Raw genomic sequence first — 16540 nt, 5'->3', positions numbered from 1 at the left:
GCGCGCCGACCGGACTACTCGCCGGCGAGCAGCGCCGGCAGGTCGTTCACGGAGTCCAGCACGCGGTCCGCGCCCGCGTGCTCGTACTTCCGGCGGCCCTCCGGTCCGGTCAGCCCGCCGGTCAGCACGCCGACGGCGTAGTACGTCCGCTCCGGGTCGGCGCCGCGGGCGTTGACGACCGTCTCGACGTCGTCGAGCGTGTCCCCGACGAACGCCACCGACGTCGCCCCGGTGCGCTCTGCGAGCGCGACGAGCGCGCGCGGGTTCGGCTTCCCCTCCTCCCAGTCGTCCATCGTGAACCGCCGCTCCGCCGGCACGTCGAGGCCCACGCGGTCAAGCGCGAGCTCCGCCTCCGCCTCCGGTCGGCCGGTCAGCACGCAGACCGGGTACTCGCTCGTGAGGGCGTCGACCGTCTCCGGCGTCACGACGACGGGCTCGTCGTTGACGTAGCCGCGCTCGTCCGCGAGCTCCGGGTCCGGCTCGCCGCCCTCCAGCTCGCGGTACAGGTCGGCGCCCAGGTACAGCTGCTGGAACACCGCGCGGAGCCGGTCCGGCCGCCAGGCCTCGCGCACGCGCTCGACGGCCCCCGGGTCGAGGCTGGCCTCCACGACCGCCTCGGCGCCCGCCAGCCCGCCGCCGTGCGCCGCGACGCGGTCGGTGAACGCGCCGACGTCGCCGTCGTAGCCCTCGCGGCGAGCCAGCAGGAACAGCGCCGCCGCGTCCGTCAGCGTCCAGTCGTTGTTGAACCCGCCCGCGTCCTTGAACTGCTGGACGGCCGCCTTCTCGACGGTCTCGCCGTACACGTGCCGCAGCGACTCCACGATGGCCCGCCGGTAGGAGTCCGCGACGTCCACCAGCACGCCGTCGACGTCCAGTACGACCGCGTCCACGTCCATACCCCGACCCAGGGAACCCGGAGAGAAGTCAGTTACGCGTCCCACTCGTCCGGCCGCCAGGACCGGACTCGCCGCTGGGCGCGTTCGCGGACGACGAACACGGTCCCGCTCGCGACGGTCCGCCGCTCGACGGGCACCGTCGCCGGGTCGCCGCCCAGCGTCGTGAACAGGCACGCCGCGCCCACCGCCGCCGCGGCGTCCGCGAGCGGCCGCTGCAACTCCGGCGGGCACCGGAGCGCGTACACGGCGTCGGCGCCCTCGTACACCGCCAGGTCGGGGTCGGTCACGTCGTCCCGGACGAACGTCACGGCGTCGGGCACCTCGCGCTCGACGACGTCCGTCGCCGTCACCTCGCAGCCACGCGCCGCGAGCGCGGCGGCCACGTCCGTCCGGCGGCCCACGCCCACCTCCACCAGCCGGTCGAACTCCGCCAGCACGTCCGCGACGTCCGGGAACTCTCCCACGCCGGGATGTTTATGCTCCGGCGCGTATAACGTCTCCCCCAATGCGGGTAGACATCGTGCCCGTGGGGGACGTCCCCGCGCACGTCAAACGCGAGGCGTCCGCCAGCCTCCGCACCATCTACGACTGCGAGGTCGTCGTCGCCGCCGAACAGGACGTCCCGGAGGACGCCTTCGACGACGCCCGCAACCAGTACCGCGCCGCCAAGTTCATCGACCTCGCCACGCGCGTCGGCAACGGCGAGAAGACGCTCGCGGTCACCCCCAACGACCTCTACTACCGGCGCCGCAACTACGTCTTCGGGCTCGCGTACCTCGACGGCCGCGGCTGCGTCGTCTCCACGTACCGGCTCCAGACCTCCAGCGACGGCGGCTTCTCCGAGCGCCCCGCCAGCGAGGTCTTCGCCGACCGCGTCCGCAAGGAGGTCGTCCACGAGGTCGGCCACACCCTCGGCCTCGAACACTGCGACAACAACCGCTGCGCGATGAACTTCTCCCCCACGGTCCGCGAGGTCGACCGCAAGGAACAGGAGCTCTGCGGCAGCTGCCAGCGAACGGTCTTCTGAAGCCGCGTTCTGCCGCGTGAGCGGGGCTTCGCCGCGGCTCACTGGCAAACACTCGGGGAAAGCCGTCGTCACCCCTGCGGGGATTCGTCGGCCTGCGCTCGCGGACTTCGAGGCGCTCCGCTCTCGCGCCCCGCCTCGCTCGCGCAGTGAACCGCCGCCGGCTCCTCGATTGGTCGTCCGCATCAGTCGTCTGCACTTCGCTAGTCGCCGCCTAACTGCTCGGCTCGCCCCGCTGCCTGGGCGACGACCTCGGGTCGGGCTTCCAGTTCGAAGTCGACGGAGTCGCCGTAGTCGGCGTCCCGGACGGTGCCGCGGTCGTGGCACCACGAGACGAACGCGTTCCCGTCGTCCGTGTTCGGCACCGAGAGGCGGACCGTCTCGAGGTCGGTGAGCGCGTCCCGTACCGCCGCCTGGAGGCCGCCGATTCCGCCGCCCTCGCTCGCGCTGATCGCGACCGGGTCTTCGGCGAGGGCCGCGACGGCCTCCCGTTTCGCGTCGAGGTCGCTGGCGGCGTCGCACTTGTTCAGAACCGGGACGAGCGCGCCCTCGCGGTCGTCCAGTGCTGCGAGGCTCGTCTCGACGTTCTCCCGGACCGTCTCCGGGTCGTCGGTCGCGTCCACGACCAGCAGGACGGCGTCGGCCTCGCGGGCGGCCGACAGCGTCGTGCGGAACGACGACATCAGCCAGTGCGGCAGGTCGCTGACGAACCCGACGGTGTCGGTGAGGAGGACGCGGCGGTCGCCGACGGTCGCGCGCCGCGTCGTCGTGTCCAGCGTCTCGAACAGGCGGTCCCGGGACGCCGCGGTCTCGGCGAGGTCGTCGTGCCGCCGGTCGTTCGCGTCGACGTCGAGGTCGTCGGCGAGGCGGCACAGCAGCGTCGACTTCCCGGCGTTCGTGTAGCCCGCGAGCGCCACGAGGTCGAAGCCGGCCTCGTGGCGGCGGCTCCGGGCGTCCTCGTCCCGGTCGTCGAGCTGGTCGAGTTCCGCTTCGAGGTCGTGGATGCGCTGCTTGTAGTCCGCACGCAGTTGCGCGGCGACGGACTCGCCGCCGCCGCGGAACCCCCGCCGACTGGAGTTCTCGCCCCTGCGGGCCCTGGCTTCCGCGCGCGGCAGCTCGTACCTGCGTTCCGCGAGTCGGACTTCGAGGCGCGCGCGCCGCGTCGCAGCGCGGTCCGCGAACACGTCGAGGACGAGGCGCGTCCGGTCGACGACTTCCGCACCTACGGCTTCCTGCAGGCTGAACGCCTGCTCTGGGTCGAGGTCGTCGTCCACGACGACCACGTCCACGTCCTCGCGGTCGACCTGGTCGGCGACGTCGGCGACCGCGCCCTCGCCGAGGCCGTAGGTCGGGTCGGGCGGCCGTACTTGCGTGCGCTCGCCGACCACGTCGAGGCCGGCGGACGCGCAGAGCGCGCGGATCTCCTCGGTCCGAACTGGTCGTGTGGCTGTGCGCTTCGCGACGATGGCTGACTGGCCGTCTCGTGACATGCGTGCTGCGGGCTGTGGGCGGTCGAGGACAGTGCGATCGCGACGCCCGCACGCGGCGGAGGGACCGGCGGCGCCGGCCCGCCGGGCGGACGCCCGGCTACGAATCGAGAACGGTCATCGAACCGACAGAGAACGCCGCCCACGAAAAATCTGACGTGGGTGTGCGAACCGGAACCAAGCCGACACCAACTACGGTGCCGTGTCGACGCCGGCCCACCCGAACGCCGCGAACGGCAGCGCCGCCGTCGTCAGCGGCACGGACAGCCAACCGACCGGTGCGTCCGTCCCGTTGCCCGGTCCGCCCTGGCCGTTGTCGGCGCCACCGGGACCGCTGCCCCGCTCTCCGTTGACGTCACCGAGCGCGTCCTCGCCCTCGCCGGACGAATCCGTGTCGTTCGTCGGGACGTCGCTGTCGTTCCCGGTCGCATCGTCGACGACGTCCGTGGCGTTCTCGAGGTCCGTGGCGTTCTCGACGTCGACGCTCCCGTTCTCGTCGACGCCGACGCCGAGCCCGTCCCGCGTGGCGTTCCCGTCGGTCACGCCGTCGGGCCCGTCGCCCTGTCCGGGCGCGTCGCCCGGCCCGCCGTTCCCCGGTCCGGCGGTGCGGTTGTCGTCACCGGACTGGCCGAACGGCGGGCCGTCGGTCACGTCCATCGGCGGCCCCATGGACCCGTTCGGCGGCCCGGCGATGCTGCGGGCGACCGACGCCACCTCCGGTCCGGAGAGGTTCCGCGCCGACGACTGCAGGGCCTCGATGGCGGCGGCGTTCACGCCCTCCGCCTCGAGCGCCGCCGCCGGCAGCCCACGCGCCGTCTCGGCGGTCGCGTTCGTCAGCCGCTCGACGGTCGAGATCCGGGTCGCCAGACCCGCCACCTGGGCGCGGTACCGCGACTTCGAGATGGAGCCGTTCTCGTAGGCGGCCTCCAGTTCGGCCTTCCGGTCGCGGAGCTCGGCGAGCCGCTCGTCGAGGTTCTCGGCGTGGGACGCGACGACCGACGCCTTCGACGCGTTCGAGTTCGCCGCCGCGACCTGCAGGCCGAACGCCCGCTGCTCGACCTCGCCCTCCACCTCGGCGCCCTGGACCGCGGCGACGCCGGCGAGCCGTGCGCCCGGCGCCGTCTCGTTGCCGGCCTCCTCATCGTCCCCGTCGTCGTCCTGCACCGCCGGCGCCGTCGCCCCGTCTGCGACCGGCGCTCCCGCCGCCAGCGGCGCACCGGCGCCGACGACGAGGAGTGCAGCCACGAACACCACGGTCGCTCTCATGTCGTCCTCGCCTTGCCGTCGCTGCGGCTTATACCCGCGGGACCGTGCGCACGAATTGAAGAGAATTAACGCCGATTAAGCCGGATTAACCGCCCGAGGACGCCGCCGGCGCGCTACTCGGTGGTGTAGTAGTACTCGCCGTCGCGTTTCTGCTGCTTGTCGAGCTGGCTGCCGGGCTTGTTGATGCGCGGCCGCCCGAGGTTCTCGTCGCGGCGGAACGTCACGTCGAGGTTCGCGAGGAACTCGTTCATCCCCGAGCGCATCTCCTGGGGCGTGGAGGCGTGGCCGTGCGCGGCGGGCTCGCCGTCGAACACCATCAGGCGGTCGCTGACGAGGTCGACCATGTAGATGTCGTGGTCGATGACCATCACGGTGGTCTCGCGGTTCTCCGCGAACCGCCGGATGGCGCGCGTGGCGAGCACGCGCTGCTCGACGTCGAGGTGCGCGGACGGCTCGTCCATGAGGTAGAGGTCGGCGTCCTTGCTCAGCGTCGCGGCGATGGCGACGCGCTGGCGCTCGCCGCCCGAGAGGTCCGTGAGCGTCTGCTCCTCGATGCGGTCGAGCTGGAGCGGGTCGCCGATCTCGGTCTGCCAGTAGCTCGTCCCGTAGTCGTCCGTGATCGAGGAGAGGAACGCGTCCACGCGCATCGGCTGGTCGGCCTCGACGTACTGGGGCTTGTACGCGATGTCGAGGTCGACGCCGAGGTCGGCGTCCGCGTCGCCGTCGACCGTCGTCGGCTCGAGCTCGCCGGCGAGCAGCTCCGCGAACGTCGACTTCCCGATGCCGTTCGGCCCGACGACGCCCAGCACCTCGTTGCGGTTGATGTCGCCGCCGTCCACGGACAGCGTGAACTCGCCGTCGCCGTAGGACTTCGTCACGTCAGGGTACGAGATCAGCGTCTCCTCGCGCGTGGCGGGCCGGGGCGCGTGCTCCTCGAACGTGATGGCCTCCGGCCGGATGCGCATGTTCTCGTTGTCGAGGTAGCCGCGGAGGTACTCGTTGATGCCGTTGCGCACGCTCTTCGGCGTCGTCACGACGCCGTACACGGAGGGTTCGCCGTACGCGACGTGGATGGAGTCCGCGAGCAGGTCGAGGACGGCGAGGTCGTGCTCGACGACCAGCACCGCCTTGTCCTCGGTCTCGGCGAGCTCGCGGACGATGCGCGCCGCGGTGACGCGCTGGCCGATGTCGAGGTACGGCGTCAGCTCGTCCACGAAGTAGAAGTCGCGGTCGCGCGCGAGCGTCGCCGCCAGCGCGACGCGCTGGAGCTCGCCGCCGGAAAGCGAGTCGATTGCCTGGTCTATCACCGGCCGGATCGACAGCCGGTCGACGAGGTCGTCCAGGACGCCGCGCTCGTCGGTGCGCTCGAGGAGGTCCCGCGTCGTGCCGCCGAACTGGTCGGGGATCTGGTCGACGTACTGGGGCTTGCGCGCGACCGTGACGTCGCCGCTGCGCACCGACTCGAGGTAGTCCTGGAGCTCCGTGCCGCGGTACGCGTCCACGACCTCGTCCCAGCCGGGTTCGTCGCCGTGGCGGCCGAGGTTCGGCGTGATCTCCCCGGAGAGGACCTTCACCGCCGTCGACTTCCCGATGCCGTTCGGCCCGAGCATCCCCGTGACCTTCCCGGACTCGGGGACGGGGAGGCCGTACAGCGAGAACGCGTTCTCGCCGTACCGGTGGGTGGGGTCGTCGTCGAGCTCCTGCGGGAGGTTGATGATCTCGATGGCGTCGAACGGGCACTTCTCGACGCAGATGCCGCAGGTCTCCCCGAGGCAGATCTCCTCGCTGATGCGAACCTGGTCGGGGTCGCCGTCCTCGGCGTCCTCGCCGCGCAGCGTGATGCACTCCTTGCCCGTCCGGTTGGGCGGACAGTAGTTCGAGCACTCGTAGTTGCAGCGGTCGGGCTGACACCTGTCGAGGTCGACGACCGCGATGCTGTCCTCCGCCATCGTCACACCGTGACGCCGGCGGTCAGCAGCACGCCCCACGTGATGAACCAGAGCGCGAAGGACATGAACAGCACGTAGACGTGGTCTTTCGTGGAGAAGTCGGAGACGTCGACCCCGGTCACCCGCATCAGCCCGAGCTCGACGACGACCACGGCGAGCAACACCAGCAGGCCCGTGCGGCTGGTCGGGTCGCTGATGGTGGCTTCCGAGAGGAAGGCCGCCGCGACGCCGCCGAGCGTGGCGATCGTCGTCACCTTCAGGCTGCGGCGGTGGGCAGCCGTCGGGTCCGCAGTCTCTGTCATACTCCTGCGTCCGGGAGCCGCGGGCAAAAGGTGTTCGCTTGCCGGACGCGCAGGAACTGTCCCGCGGCGCGCGCGGACGCGACCGGTCGCTCGGGTGGGACCCGGGGTCGGACGCAGGCTCGGCTTACTCGGAGCGGCCCCGTTCCTACTCGCCGTAGGCCGTGTATAGCAAAGCCAGCGACGGCCCACGCGGCGCTCATGGGCACACCACCCAGCATCGACAGGCGTCGCTTCGTCGCGCTCTCGGGAACCGCACTCGCCGCCGCGCTCGCGGGCTGTGCCGGCGGGGACGGCGACGGGGGGAACGGCGAGACGCCGACGGAGACGACGGCGGCGCCGACGGAGACCACGGCCGCGGAGACGACCGGGGAGACCACCGAACAGACCACCGAGCAGACGGAGACGACCGAGGAGCCCCAGGGGTTCCTGCGCGCCGCGCACATGTCGCCGGACGCGCCGGCGGTCGACGTCTACGTGAACGACGAGCCCGCCTTCGAGGGCGCCGAGTTCACGGGCGTGACGCCGTACGCGCAGCTGCCGCCCGAGGAGTACGACGTCCGCATCACGGCCGCGGGCGACGAGGAGACCGTCGTCTTCGACGAGGCGGTGCCGGTCGAGGCCGGCTACCAGACGGCGCTGGCGTTCGGCGAAGTCGGCGCCGACGAGGGCGCGGACACCGCGTTCTCCGTGGGCCTGCTCGCCGACCAGGCGGAGACGTCCGACGACCAGGCCGCGGTGCGGCTGTTCCACGGGTCGCCGGACGCGCCCGCCGTGGACGTCACCGTGGAGGGGAGCGAGGACGTGCTGTTCGACGGCGCGGCGTTCGGCGACACGACCGACTACGCGACCGTCGAGCCCGGGTCGTACACGCTGGAGGTCCGGCCGGACACCGAGGACGGCACGGGCGACGTGGTGACGACGTTCGACGTCAGCCTGGAGAGCGGGACGGCGTACACGGGGTACGCGGTCGGCTACCTGGAGCCGTCCGGCGACCAGCCCGAGTTCGACCTCGCGACGTCCATCGACGGCATGGAGGCGCAGGTCAGGTAGCCGGTCACGCGCGTCTCCGCCGGCCGCGCGGACGGTGGCAATCGGGTGCCACACGCTCCCGCAGTTTTAAGCGCGTGGAGTGTTTCGATTCGTAACGATGGCTGGAGACGACAGTGTGCTGGAGGACCTGCCGCCGAGCGCGAAGCTCGTCTACAAGGTACTCGAGTACGACGGCCCCCTCACCCAGAAGCGAATCGTCGAGGAAACGATGCTCTCCGCGCGCACCGTCAGGTACGCGCTCGAACGGCTCGAGGACCGCGGCGTCGTCGACGAGGACGTCTACTTCGCGGACGCCCGCCAGAGCCTCTACCAGCTCGCCTGCGAGGCCGAGGACGCCCAGGCCGACGTCGACGCCGAGGCGGCCTGACGGCACCACCGCACGCTCCGCGCTCGCCGGCCGCCAGCCGCCGCGTTCGCGTTCCGGCCGCTACTCGTTCGGGACGACCGATATCACGCGCTCGCGGTCGATGGCGCGCTCCAGCTCCTCCGCGATGGCCGAGCCGCGGGAGACCTTGATGTCGCCGCCGCGGCCGACCGTCGCCGTGAACAGGTACTCGCCGTCCGCCTGCACCTCCACGGTCTCCCCGGACCGGTCCCCGGACAGCGGCAGGATGACGTGCCGCGAGGTCACCTCCGGCGTCACGACGTCGCCGGACGGCTCGCTCCCGCCCGCGCTCGCGCCCGCCGGCGCCGCGGTGCGCTCGTCGAGCGTGCGCACGTCGATGTTGATGCCGAGGCGGTTCTCGATGTCCGAGATGCGGCCGCCGCCCTTCCCGATGACGTGGCTGATCTCGTCCTCGGAGACGTAGACGACGGCCTCGTTCGGCCCACGGATGTCGACCTCCACGGGCCCACGGGTCGCCGCCTTGATCTCGCGTTCGACCTCCTGTTTCGCGAGGCGGTCGACGCCCGATTCGGCCTCCTCGCCGTCCTCGAGGGGCACCGTGACGACCTGGCGGTTGAACGTGTAGATCTCGTAGGCGGGCGCGCCCGTCGCGAAGTCCCGCACCTGGATGACCGGGCGCGCGAGGTCCTCCTCCATCAGGCCCTCGGGCACCTTCACCTCGGTCGTCACGTCGTAGACGGTCTCGACGTCGCCCTCCTCGATGTAGACGACGGTGTCCACGATCTGGGGGATCATCCCGAGTTCCACGCGCCCGACGAGCCGCTGGAGCGCGTCGATGGGTCGGGTCGCGTGCACGACCCCGACCATGCCGACCCCGGCGAGGCGCATGTCCGCGAACACCTCGAAGTCGTCGGTCTTCCGGACCTCGTCGTAGATGGTGTAGTCCGGCCGCACCATCAGCAGGGAGTCGGCGGTCTTCGACATCTCGCCGCCGAGCTCCGTGTACTGCGTGACCTCGTCGCCGACCTGGAGGTCCCGCGGCTTCTCCATCGTCTTCACGACGTTGCCGTTGTCCGCGAGGAACTCCGCGACCGCCTGCGCGAACGTCGACTTCCCGGCGCCCGGCGCGCCCGCGATGAGCACGCCGCGGTCGCGCTCCAGGAGGCGCTCGCGGAGCTCGTCGGCGTGCTCGTAGTCGTCCATCGTCGTCTTCACGATGGGGCGGACGGCCGTGATCTCGGGGCGCTCGGAGAACGGGGGCGTGGAGACGGCGATGCGCATGTCCCGGACCTGCGCGATGGTCATCCCCTCCTCGGAGAGCTCGACGAACGCGTCGTCGTCGCGTTTCGCCGTCGTGACGATCTCGTTCGCCCACTCGTGGATGGTGTCGGCGTCCAGTTCCTCGTCGCCGATCGCCTGGTAGGCGATCTCGCCGACCTCGCCGCGCTTCGCCATCGGCACCATCCCCTCTTTGAGGTGGACGCTCATCGTCAGGTCGTCGAAGAACTGCTCGATGGCGAGTTCGCCGGACTCGCGTTCGAGCGGTTCGAGGTACTCGACGTCGATCCCCTTCCCCTTCGCGACTTCCGCCTGCACGATGTCGCTGGTCAGCAGTTTCGCGTCGAACTCGGTGGCGACGTCGCGGATGATGGCGTCGATGGCGCCCGCCGACGCGCGCCTGATGTCGTCCTCGCCGGCGCGCTCGCCGACGTACTCGATGCCGATGCGGCCGTCGTCGGCGAGCTCGACGAGGCGCTGGAGCTCCTCGAGGGCGTCCCACCCCGTCTGTCGACCGCTGTTCGCCTGCGCTTCGATCTCGCCGACGACGGCCTCCGGAATGTAGACGGTGGCGCCGTCGTACTCGCCGTCGTCGACGCGCCGCGAGATGCGGCCGTCGACGACGACGCTCGTGTCGGGAACGAGGTTCATGTTGGCTCGGAGTACGCGTCGCCGGGTTGATAAGGAGTGTGACCGGTGGACGCCGGCCGGCGGTCCGCGCGCTCGGTCAGAGGGGGAACCGCCGCATCAGCGCGGGGAGTCTGTTCCGCAGGCGGACGCCGAGGCCGCCGGTGTGGTCGTCGATGCGTGCGGCCTCCTCGTCGGTCAGCTCGAAGTCCAGCGCTTCGAGGTTCGCTTCGACGTGCTCGCGGCTGGTCGCCTTCGGAACCGCGACGACGCCGTCCTGCCGCGTCAGCCAGCGGAGCGCGACCTGCGCGGCCGACTTGTCGTACCGCCGTCCGACGTCCGCGAGCAGGTCGTCGTCGAGCACGGAGCCTCGTGCCAGCGGACTGTACGCGGTGAGCGCGGCGTCGAGGTCGTCGCAGGCGGCCCGCACCGCCGTCTGGTCCTTGTAGGGGTGGTACAGCACCTGGTCGCAGACGAGCGGCACGTCGACTGCTCGCTGGGCGTCGCGCAGCTGCGTCGCGGTGTAGTTGCTCACGCCGACGTGCTCCACGAGGCCGTCGTCGCGAAGCTCCGCCATCGCTGTCAGCGTCTCCTCGGCGGGAACCCGTGGGTGCGGCCAGTGAGCGAGGAGGAGGTCGACGTAGTCCGTTCCGAGGGCGTCCAGGCTGTCCTCGACGGCCGGTCGGACGTCGTCCGCGGCGAGGTCGGACCGCCAGACCTTCGTCGTGAGGAAGACGTCGTCGCGGTGGACGTCGGCGCGGGCGACGCCGCGACCGACTTCACGCTCGTTGTCGTACGCCCGCGCGGTGTCGACGTGGCGGTAGCCGAGGTTCAGGGCCGTCTCCACCGCCTCGACGCAGGCATCGCCGGTATTCTGCCACGTGCCGAGGCCGAGCGCCGGGATGCGTGCCCCGCCGCGTTCCACGTACTCCATGGTCGGTCCTCCCGGTACGGCGACAAGAACCCTTCCCTGCCGACGGGCGCCGCCGCGCACCACGGCTAAGGGGCAGCGGTCCGAGTTCCGTGTGTGTCCGAACTGCGCGACCTGACCGAACACCTCGTCTCGATTCCGAGCCACGACGACGAGACGGCCGCCGGCGACGCCGTCGAGGAGTGGCTGCGCCGCGAGACCGACGCCGACGTGGTCCGGGACGCCGCCGGGAACGTCCGGGCGTGGAAGCACGCTGCCGCCGCCGGCGACGGCCTCGCGCTCGTCGGCCACCACGACGTCGTGCCGCCGGCGGACGCCCAGACCGCCGCCGACGGGTACGCCGTCGCGGAGCGCGACGGCCGCCTGTACGGCCGCGGCACCGCCGACATGAAGGGGGCGCTGGCGGCGATGCTGCTGGCGTTCCGGGACGCCGACCCCGACGGACCGCTGGCGTTCGCGTCGTTCGTCGGCGAGGAGACCGGCGGCGAGGGCGCGCGGCACGCCGCCGACGACGGCTTCAGTCCGGACTACGCGGTCGTCGGCGAGGGGTCGACGGGCTACTCCGAGCGCGGAGTCCTGGACGTCGCGGTCGCGCACAAGGGCCGGCGCGCCAGCACCGTCACCGCCGAGGGCACTGCGGCGCACGCCAGCGAGGTCGACGAGGGCGTGAACGCCGTCTACCGCGCCTGCGACGCCGTCGACGTGATTCGCGACCTCGACGCCCCCGAGGCGGACGTGCTCGGCCAGCGCCTCCGGGGGAGCGTCGCCGTCACCGGCATCGACGGCGGGTCCGCGTGGAACGTGATCCCGGAGTCCTGCGAGGTCACCGTCGACGAGCGCACCGTCCCGGGCGCCAGGGCGGACCTCGCGAGCGTCGAGGCAGCTGACGGCGTCTCGTGGACGGTCGACCAGGACCTCCCCCCGATGGCCTGCGACGACGACGCGTTCGCCGACAGCGTGCTCGACGCCGCACGCAGCGTCCAGGACGGTCGCGGCGAGCACGTCCCGAAACCGCACGCGACGGACGCGGGCTGGCTCGCGGCCGCCGGCGTGACGTGTCTCGTCTGCGGGCCGGCCGAACCCGGCGAGGCCCACACCGACGACGAGAGCGTCTCCCTCGACGCCCTCGAGCGCTGTCGAGCGGTCTACGAGCGCGTCGCCACCGGCACGCCGGCGTAGGCGGTCTCTCACGAACGTCCCTCCGAGAAGGCAATCCTCATAGGGAGTGACCTGTACCGCTAGCGTATGTCCGCGCAAGCGTCCGAGGCGGTCCCCGACGCCTACGAGCAGCTCCTCGAGCACTACGAGCAGATCTCGAACGTGAACGCCGCGAACAGCCTCCTCCAGTGGGACCAGGAGGTCATGATGCCGGCGGGCGGCACGCCGGCGCGCTCCCGGCAGAAGTCCGCGCTGTCGTCGCTGTCCCACGACCTCCTCACGGAGGACCGGGTCGGCGACTGGCTCGACGAGCTCGCGGGCGCCGACCTCACCGACGACCAGCGGGCGGTCGTCCGCGAGATCCGACGCCAGTACGAGCGCGCCGACCGCGTCCCCAACGACCTCGTCGCCGAGATCTCCGAGACGACCTCCGAGGCGCTCCCGAAGTGGAAGGAGGCCAAGGCGGAAGACGACTTCTCCGTGTTCGCGCCGATCCTCGAGGACCTCGTCGAACTCAAAACGGAGTACGCCGAACACATCGACCCCGAGAAGGACGCCTACGAGGTGCTGTTCGCGGACTACGAGCCCTACCTCGACCTCGACACCGCCGAGCGCGTGCTCGAGCGCCTCCGCGAGGAACTCGTCCCGCTCATCGAGGACGTCCGCGCCAGCGACGTCGAGCTCGCCGACCCCTTCACCGGCGAGTTCGACGTCGACACCCAGGAGGAGCTCGCGCGGGACGTCCTCGACACGCTCGGCTACGACTTCGACCACGGCCGCGTCGACACCGCGCCGCACCCGTTCTCCACGGGCAACCAGTTCGACGCACGCGTCACCACGCGCTTCGACCCCGAGAAGCCGGTCGACGCCCTGATGAGCACCATCCACGAGTTCGGGCACGCCCGGTACACGCTCGGCCTGCCCCGGGAGCAGTACGGGAACCCGCTCGGCGAGTCCCGTGACCTCACCGTCCACGAGTCCCAGAGCCGCCTCTGGGAGAACCACGTCGGGCGCTCCCGCGTCTTCTGGGAGAAGTTCCTCCCGGCGATGCAAGAGCGGTTCCCGCAGGTCGCGGACGCCACCCCCGAGGACGCCTACGAGGCCGCCAACGAGGTCCACGAGGACAACCTGATCCGCGTCGAGGCGGACGAACTCACCTACCACATGCACATCGTCGTGCGCTTCGAGATCGAGCGCGAACTCATCGACGGCGACCTCGACGTCGCTGACGTCCCCGAGCGCTGGAACGACAAGTACGAGCAGTACCTCGGCGTCCGCCCCGAGGACGACGCGGAGGGCTGCCTGCAGGACATCCACTGGAGCCACGGCTCGTTCGGCTACTTCCCGACGTACTCGCTGGGCAGCGTGCTCGCCGCCCAGATCTACGACGCGCTGGAAGCCGACGTCGGCGACGTCGACGAGAAGGTCCGGAACGGGGACTTCGACGTCATCGCCGACTGGCTCGAAGCGAACGTCCACAGCCACGGCGCGCGCTACACGACGCCCGAACTCGTCGAGGAAGCCACGGGTGAGGCGTACAACGCCGACCACTTCGTCGACTACGTCACCGGGAAGTACACCGAGCTCTACGACCTGTAGCGGGCGCCGACGACGGCCGCTGCCACCGAAGACTTATTCCGGTGCTGGCGGCAGGTCCGGTATGCCCGGTCCCGTCTTCCTTGCGAGCGACCGCGTCACCCTCCGGCCGCCCGAGCGCGAGGACCTCGACGCGATCCGCGAGTGGCTGAACGACCCGTGCGTCTGGCGGCCCGGCGCCAGCCCGAACCCGATGAACGACGCGCTCGGCGAGCAGTTCTTCGAGGACGCGCTCGCCACCGAGGACGACGTGAAACTACTGGCGTGCGCCGAACAGGACGGCGACACGGACGCGGGCGGCGCCGAACCAATCGGCGTCGTCGGACTCGCCGCAACCCAGTACGGGCCCGACGAGACGGCGCGCTCCCGGGACATGGAACTCATGTACTACCTCGACCCGGACGTCCACGGGCAGGGCTACGGCACCGAGAGCGTCGGCCGCGTCGTCCAGTTCGCGTTCGAGGACCTGAACCTCAGGCGACTCACAGCGTACCCGGGCGCGTTCAACGACGCGTCGGTCGCGCTACTGGAGTCACTCGGTTTCCAGCGCGAGGGCGCGCGCCGCGACGCCGCGTACTACCGCGGCGACTACTACGACCTGTTGACGTACGGCTTGCTGCGCGAGGAGTGGAACGGCGCGTAGCGCCCCCTCGCTTCGCACCCCCGGTTTTCCGCCGGCCGAGGGTTGATGTACTGACGGGCCAGAGGGAACGTGTATGGCGACGAACACGCCCGACGAGGCGGCCTCCGCTCCGGACGCCTACGACGCCCTCGAAGAGCGAACGAAGCAGCTGTCCTACCTCGGCGACGCGCGCGGCGTGCTGGCGTGGGACCAGCGCGTGATGATGCCGGCGGGCGGCGCGCCCGCACGCGGCAAGCAGCTGTCGGCGCTGTCGACGGTCCACCACGACCGCCTCACTGACGACGAGGTCGGCGAGTGGCTCGACGAACTCGCGGACGCCGACCTCGGCGACGACCAGCGGGCGGTCGTCCGCGAGCTCCGCCGCCAGTACGAGCGCTCGGACAGCGTGCCGAGCGACCTCGTCGCGGAGCTCACGGAGACCCAAAGCGACGCCCAGCAGGTCTGGGAGGACGCGAAGGCCGACGCGGACTTCTCGCAGTTCGCGCCGACCCTCGAGGACCTCCGGGACCTCCACGTCGAGCGCGCCGAACACATCGACGCCGACGCGGACCCCTACAGGGTGATGTTCGAGGACGGCGAGCCCTACCTCCCCCTCGAGCGCGTCGAGGAGATCTTCGACACGCTCCGCGCGGAACTCGTCCCGCTCGTCGAGGACCTGAAAGCCAGCGACGCCGAGTTCTCCTCCCCCTACGAGGGCGAGTACGACGACGACACGCAGATGGCGCTCTGCCGGGAGCTCGTCGACCGCCTCGGCTACGACTGGGACCGGGGGCGGCTGGACACCGCGCCCCATCCGTTCATGGTGGGACCGCAGTTCGACGCGCGCATCACCACGCGGTTCGCGGCCGACGACCCCCTCGGCGCGGTGATGAGCACCGTCCACGAGTTCGGGCACGCGTCCTACCAGCACGGCCTGCCGGACGACCAGTACGGCCTGCCGCTCGGCCAGTCGCGGTCCTCGGGCGTCCACGAGTCCCAGTCGCGGTTCTGGGAGAACCACGTCGGCCGCACCGAGGCGTTCTGGGAGTACGCCACGCCCGTCGTCAACGAGCACCTCGACGGCGACGCCGACCCCCGGGCGGTGTACGAGGCGGTCAACCGCATCTACCCCGAGAACAAGATTCGCGTAGAGGCCGACGAACTCACCTACCACATGCACATCATCCTCCGGTCGGACGTCGAGAAGGCGTTCGTGGGCGGCGAGCTGGACGTCGACGAGATTCCTGGCCGGTGGAACGACCTGATGGACGAGTACCTCGGCGTGCGGCCCGACGACGACGCTGAGGGCTGCCTGCAGGACATCCACTGGACGGGCGGGTTCGCGTCCTTCCAGAACTACACGGTGGGGAGCGTGCTCGCCGCGCAGCTGGACGCGGCGATGCGCGAGGACCTCGACGTCGACGGCCTCGTGCGCGAGGGCGAGTTCGACCCGATCCGCGAGTGGCTGACTGAGCACGTCCACCGGCACGGCCAGCGGTACACCACCGACGAACTAATCGAGGTGGCGACCGGCGAACCGCTGACAGCGGACTACTTCGTCGCGTACGCTCGCGAGAAGTTCGGCGACCTCTACGACCTCTGAGCCGTCCCGCGGTCGCCGTCTGGCGGTTCGCCGACAGCTCGCCGGGCTGTCACTCCGGTACGTTGAAGTAGTGGTATGGTGTAGCACACCACGTATGTCGAAGGCATCGACTCCGGACGACGGCCTTCTGGACGACTTCCTCGAACAGCGCGGCCACGAGACTGCGACCTGGGAGGAGAGCTACAACAAGAAGCAGTGTCCGGAGTGCGGTGGACTTCACGACGTAGAGGCGCGAACCTGCACAGTCTGTGGCTGGTCGCCGTAGGCCGGCCCTCCTCGCGCGGTCCGGTTCCGGTCGGACCGCACCGCGCACGCTCGTTCTGGTCGCCAGCCACGGCACTCGTTCGCTCGGCCAGCTGCAGGGCTCGCTCTCGTCGCCAGCCGCGACATCCGAATCGGCCGCCC

General features: G+C 71.0%; 16 protein-coding genes. 8 read left to right on the top strand and 8 right to left on the bottom strand.

Annotated elements, in window-relative coordinates; all coding sequences use genetic code 11:
• Window positions 1–14 precede the first annotated feature (14 nt).
• Window positions 15–896 (bottom strand): TIGR01548 family HAD-type hydrolase, encoded by an 882-nt coding sequence (locus tag U5911_RS03390; protein WP_336035287.1) that lies wholly within the window; start codon window positions 894–896, stop codon window positions 15–17.
• 32 nt (window positions 897–928) lie between these two features.
• Window positions 929–1360, bottom strand: a complete 432-nt coding sequence (locus tag U5911_RS03385; protein ID WP_336035285.1) for a UPF0146 family protein — start codon at window positions 1358–1360, stop codon at window positions 929–931.
• 41 nt (window positions 1361–1401) lie between these two features.
• Here U5911_RS03385 and U5911_RS03380 point away from each other — a divergent pair, with 41 nt between their 5' ends.
• The gene (locus U5911_RS03380; RefSeq protein WP_336035283.1) at window positions 1402–1923 is read left to right on the top strand and encodes an archaemetzincin family Zn-dependent metalloprotease; all 522 of its coding nucleotides are present in this window, start codon (window positions 1402–1404) and stop codon (window positions 1921–1923) included.
• Window positions 1924–2123: 200 nt separating this feature from the next.
• Here U5911_RS03380 and hflX read toward each other — a convergent pair whose 3' ends face one another.
• The 4 genes from hflX to U5911_RS03360 all read right to left on the bottom strand — a co-directional run bounded on the left by hflX (window position 2124) and on the right by U5911_RS03360 (window position 6924).
• Window positions 2124–3410 (bottom strand): GTPase HflX, encoded by a 1287-nt coding sequence (hflX, locus tag U5911_RS03375; RefSeq protein WP_336035281.1) that lies wholly within the window; start codon window positions 3408–3410, stop codon window positions 2124–2126.
• 189 nt (window positions 3411–3599) lie between these two features.
• On the bottom strand, window positions 3600–4673 hold the full coding sequence (locus tag U5911_RS03370; protein ID WP_336035280.1) for a hypothetical protein: 1074 nt from the start codon (window positions 4671–4673) through the stop codon (window positions 3600–3602).
• Between the two features lie 113 nt (window positions 4674–4786).
• The gene (locus U5911_RS03365; protein WP_336035279.1) at window positions 4787–6622 is read right to left on the bottom strand and encodes a ribosome biogenesis/translation initiation ATPase RLI; all 1836 of its coding nucleotides are present in this window, start codon (window positions 6620–6622) and stop codon (window positions 4787–4789) included.
• A 2-nt stretch (window positions 6623–6624) separates the two neighbouring features.
• Window positions 6625–6924 (bottom strand): EMC6-like membrane protein, encoded by a 300-nt coding sequence (locus tag U5911_RS03360; RefSeq protein ID WP_336035278.1) that lies wholly within the window; start codon window positions 6922–6924, stop codon window positions 6625–6627.
• A gap of 198 nt (window positions 6925–7122) precedes the next feature.
• On the opposite strand from U5911_RS03360, the gene U5911_RS03355 reads away from it, so the two are divergent.
• Together U5911_RS03355 and U5911_RS03350 are read left to right on the top strand one after the other, a co-directional pair.
• Entirely contained in the window at window positions 7123–7974 is an 852-nt protein-coding gene (locus U5911_RS03355) for a DUF4397 domain-containing protein (RefSeq protein WP_336035276.1), read from the top strand.
• A 97-nt stretch (window positions 7975–8071) separates the two neighbouring features.
• Window positions 8072–8341 carry a helix-turn-helix transcriptional regulator gene (locus tag U5911_RS03350; protein ID WP_336035274.1) on the top strand — a complete coding sequence of 90 codons (270 nt, stop codon included), beginning with the start codon at window positions 8072–8074 and terminating at the stop codon, window positions 8339–8341.
• Between the two features lie 60 nt (window positions 8342–8401).
• On the opposite strand, the gene U5911_RS03345 is transcribed toward U5911_RS03350, so the two are convergent.
• Window positions 8402–10249 carry a PINc/VapC family ATPase gene (locus U5911_RS03345; RefSeq protein WP_336035273.1) on the bottom strand — a complete coding sequence of 616 codons (1848 nt, stop codon included), beginning with the start codon at window positions 10247–10249 and terminating at the stop codon, window positions 8402–8404.
• A 76-nt stretch (window positions 10250–10325) separates the two neighbouring features.
• A complete protein-coding gene (locus U5911_RS03340; protein ID WP_336035271.1) occupies window positions 10326–11159 on the bottom strand; it encodes an aldo/keto reductase in 834 nt (277 codons plus the stop codon).
• A 93-nt stretch (window positions 11160–11252) separates the two neighbouring features.
• Between U5911_RS03340 and U5911_RS03335 the strand changes: the two genes are divergently transcribed.
• The 5 genes from U5911_RS03335 to U5911_RS03315 all read left to right on the top strand — a co-directional run bounded on the left by U5911_RS03335 (window position 11253) and on the right by U5911_RS03315 (window position 16400).
• On the top strand, window positions 11253–12335 hold the full coding sequence (locus U5911_RS03335; protein ID WP_336035270.1) for a M20 family metallopeptidase: 1083 nt from the start codon (window positions 11253–11255) through the stop codon (window positions 12333–12335).
• A gap of 66 nt (window positions 12336–12401) precedes the next feature.
• Window positions 12402–13913 carry a carboxypeptidase M32 gene (locus U5911_RS03330; protein WP_336035269.1) on the top strand — a complete coding sequence of 504 codons (1512 nt, stop codon included), beginning with the start codon at window positions 12402–12404 and terminating at the stop codon, window positions 13911–13913.
• 61 nt (window positions 13914–13974) lie between these two features.
• The gene (locus U5911_RS03325; protein WP_336035268.1) at window positions 13975–14553 is read left to right on the top strand and encodes a GNAT family N-acetyltransferase; all 579 of its coding nucleotides are present in this window, start codon (window positions 13975–13977) and stop codon (window positions 14551–14553) included.
• 73 nt (window positions 14554–14626) lie between these two features.
• Window positions 14627–16135 carry a carboxypeptidase M32 gene (locus tag U5911_RS03320; RefSeq protein WP_336035266.1) on the top strand — a complete coding sequence of 503 codons (1509 nt, stop codon included), beginning with the start codon at window positions 14627–14629 and terminating at the stop codon, window positions 16133–16135.
• Between the two features lie 94 nt (window positions 16136–16229).
• Window positions 16230–16400, top strand: a complete 171-nt coding sequence (locus U5911_RS03315; protein WP_336035265.1) for an HVO_0416 family zinc finger protein — start codon at window positions 16230–16232, stop codon at window positions 16398–16400.
• Window positions 16401–16540 lie beyond the last annotated feature (140 nt).

It is taken from the genome of Halobacterium yunchengense (assembly GCF_037031165.1).
GTDB classification, from domain to species: domain Archaea; phylum Halobacteriota; class Halobacteria; order Halobacteriales; family Halobacteriaceae; genus Halobacterium; species Halobacterium yunchengense.
The sequence above is the reverse complement of the archived record's forward strand: the minus strand, read 5'-3'. Positions and strand labels throughout refer to the sequence as shown.

What these genes read in the sequence shown, in the direction of transcription:
- U5911_RS03390 (WP_336035287.1), bottom strand. Translation starts at nt 896, where the DNA reads ATGGACGTGGACGCGGTCGTACTGGACGTCGACGGCGTGCTGGTGGAC.
- U5911_RS03380 (WP_336035283.1), top strand. Translation starts at nt 1,402, where the DNA reads ATGCGGGTAGACATCGTGCCCGTGGGGGACGTCCCCGCGCACGTCAAA.
- hflX (WP_336035281.1), bottom strand. Translation starts at nt 3,410, where the DNA reads ATGTCACGAGACGGCCAGTCAGCCATCGTCGCGAAGCGCACAGCCACA.
- U5911_RS03370 (WP_336035280.1), bottom strand. Translation starts at nt 4,673, where the DNA reads ATGAGAGCGACCGTGGTGTTCGTGGCTGCACTCCTCGTCGTCGGCGCC.
- U5911_RS03365 (WP_336035279.1), bottom strand. Translation starts at nt 6,622, where the DNA reads ATGGCGGAGGACAGCATCGCGGTCGTCGACCTCGACAGGTGTCAGCCC.
- U5911_RS03360 (WP_336035278.1), bottom strand. Translation starts at nt 6,924, where the DNA reads ATGACAGAGACTGCGGACCCGACGGCTGCCCACCGCCGCAGCCTGAAG.
- U5911_RS03355 (WP_336035276.1), top strand. Translation starts at nt 7,123, where the DNA reads ATGGGCACACCACCCAGCATCGACAGGCGTCGCTTCGTCGCGCTCTCG.
- U5911_RS03350 (WP_336035274.1), top strand. Translation starts at nt 8,072, where the DNA reads ATGGCTGGAGACGACAGTGTGCTGGAGGACCTGCCGCCGAGCGCGAAG.
- U5911_RS03345 (WP_336035273.1), bottom strand. Translation starts at nt 10,249, where the DNA reads ATGAACCTCGTTCCCGACACGAGCGTCGTCGTCGACGGCCGCATCTCG.
- U5911_RS03340 (WP_336035271.1), bottom strand. Translation starts at nt 11,159, where the DNA reads ATGGAGTACGTGGAACGCGGCGGGGCACGCATCCCGGCGCTCGGCCTC.
- U5911_RS03330 (WP_336035269.1), top strand. Translation starts at nt 12,402, where the DNA reads ATGTCCGCGCAAGCGTCCGAGGCGGTCCCCGACGCCTACGAGCAGCTC.
- U5911_RS03325 (WP_336035268.1), top strand. Translation starts at nt 13,975, where the DNA reads ATGCCCGGTCCCGTCTTCCTTGCGAGCGACCGCGTCACCCTCCGGCCG.
- U5911_RS03320 (WP_336035266.1), top strand. Translation starts at nt 14,627, where the DNA reads ATGGCGACGAACACGCCCGACGAGGCGGCCTCCGCTCCGGACGCCTAC.
- U5911_RS03315 (WP_336035265.1), top strand. Translation starts at nt 16,230, where the DNA reads ATGTCGAAGGCATCGACTCCGGACGACGGCCTTCTGGACGACTTCCTC.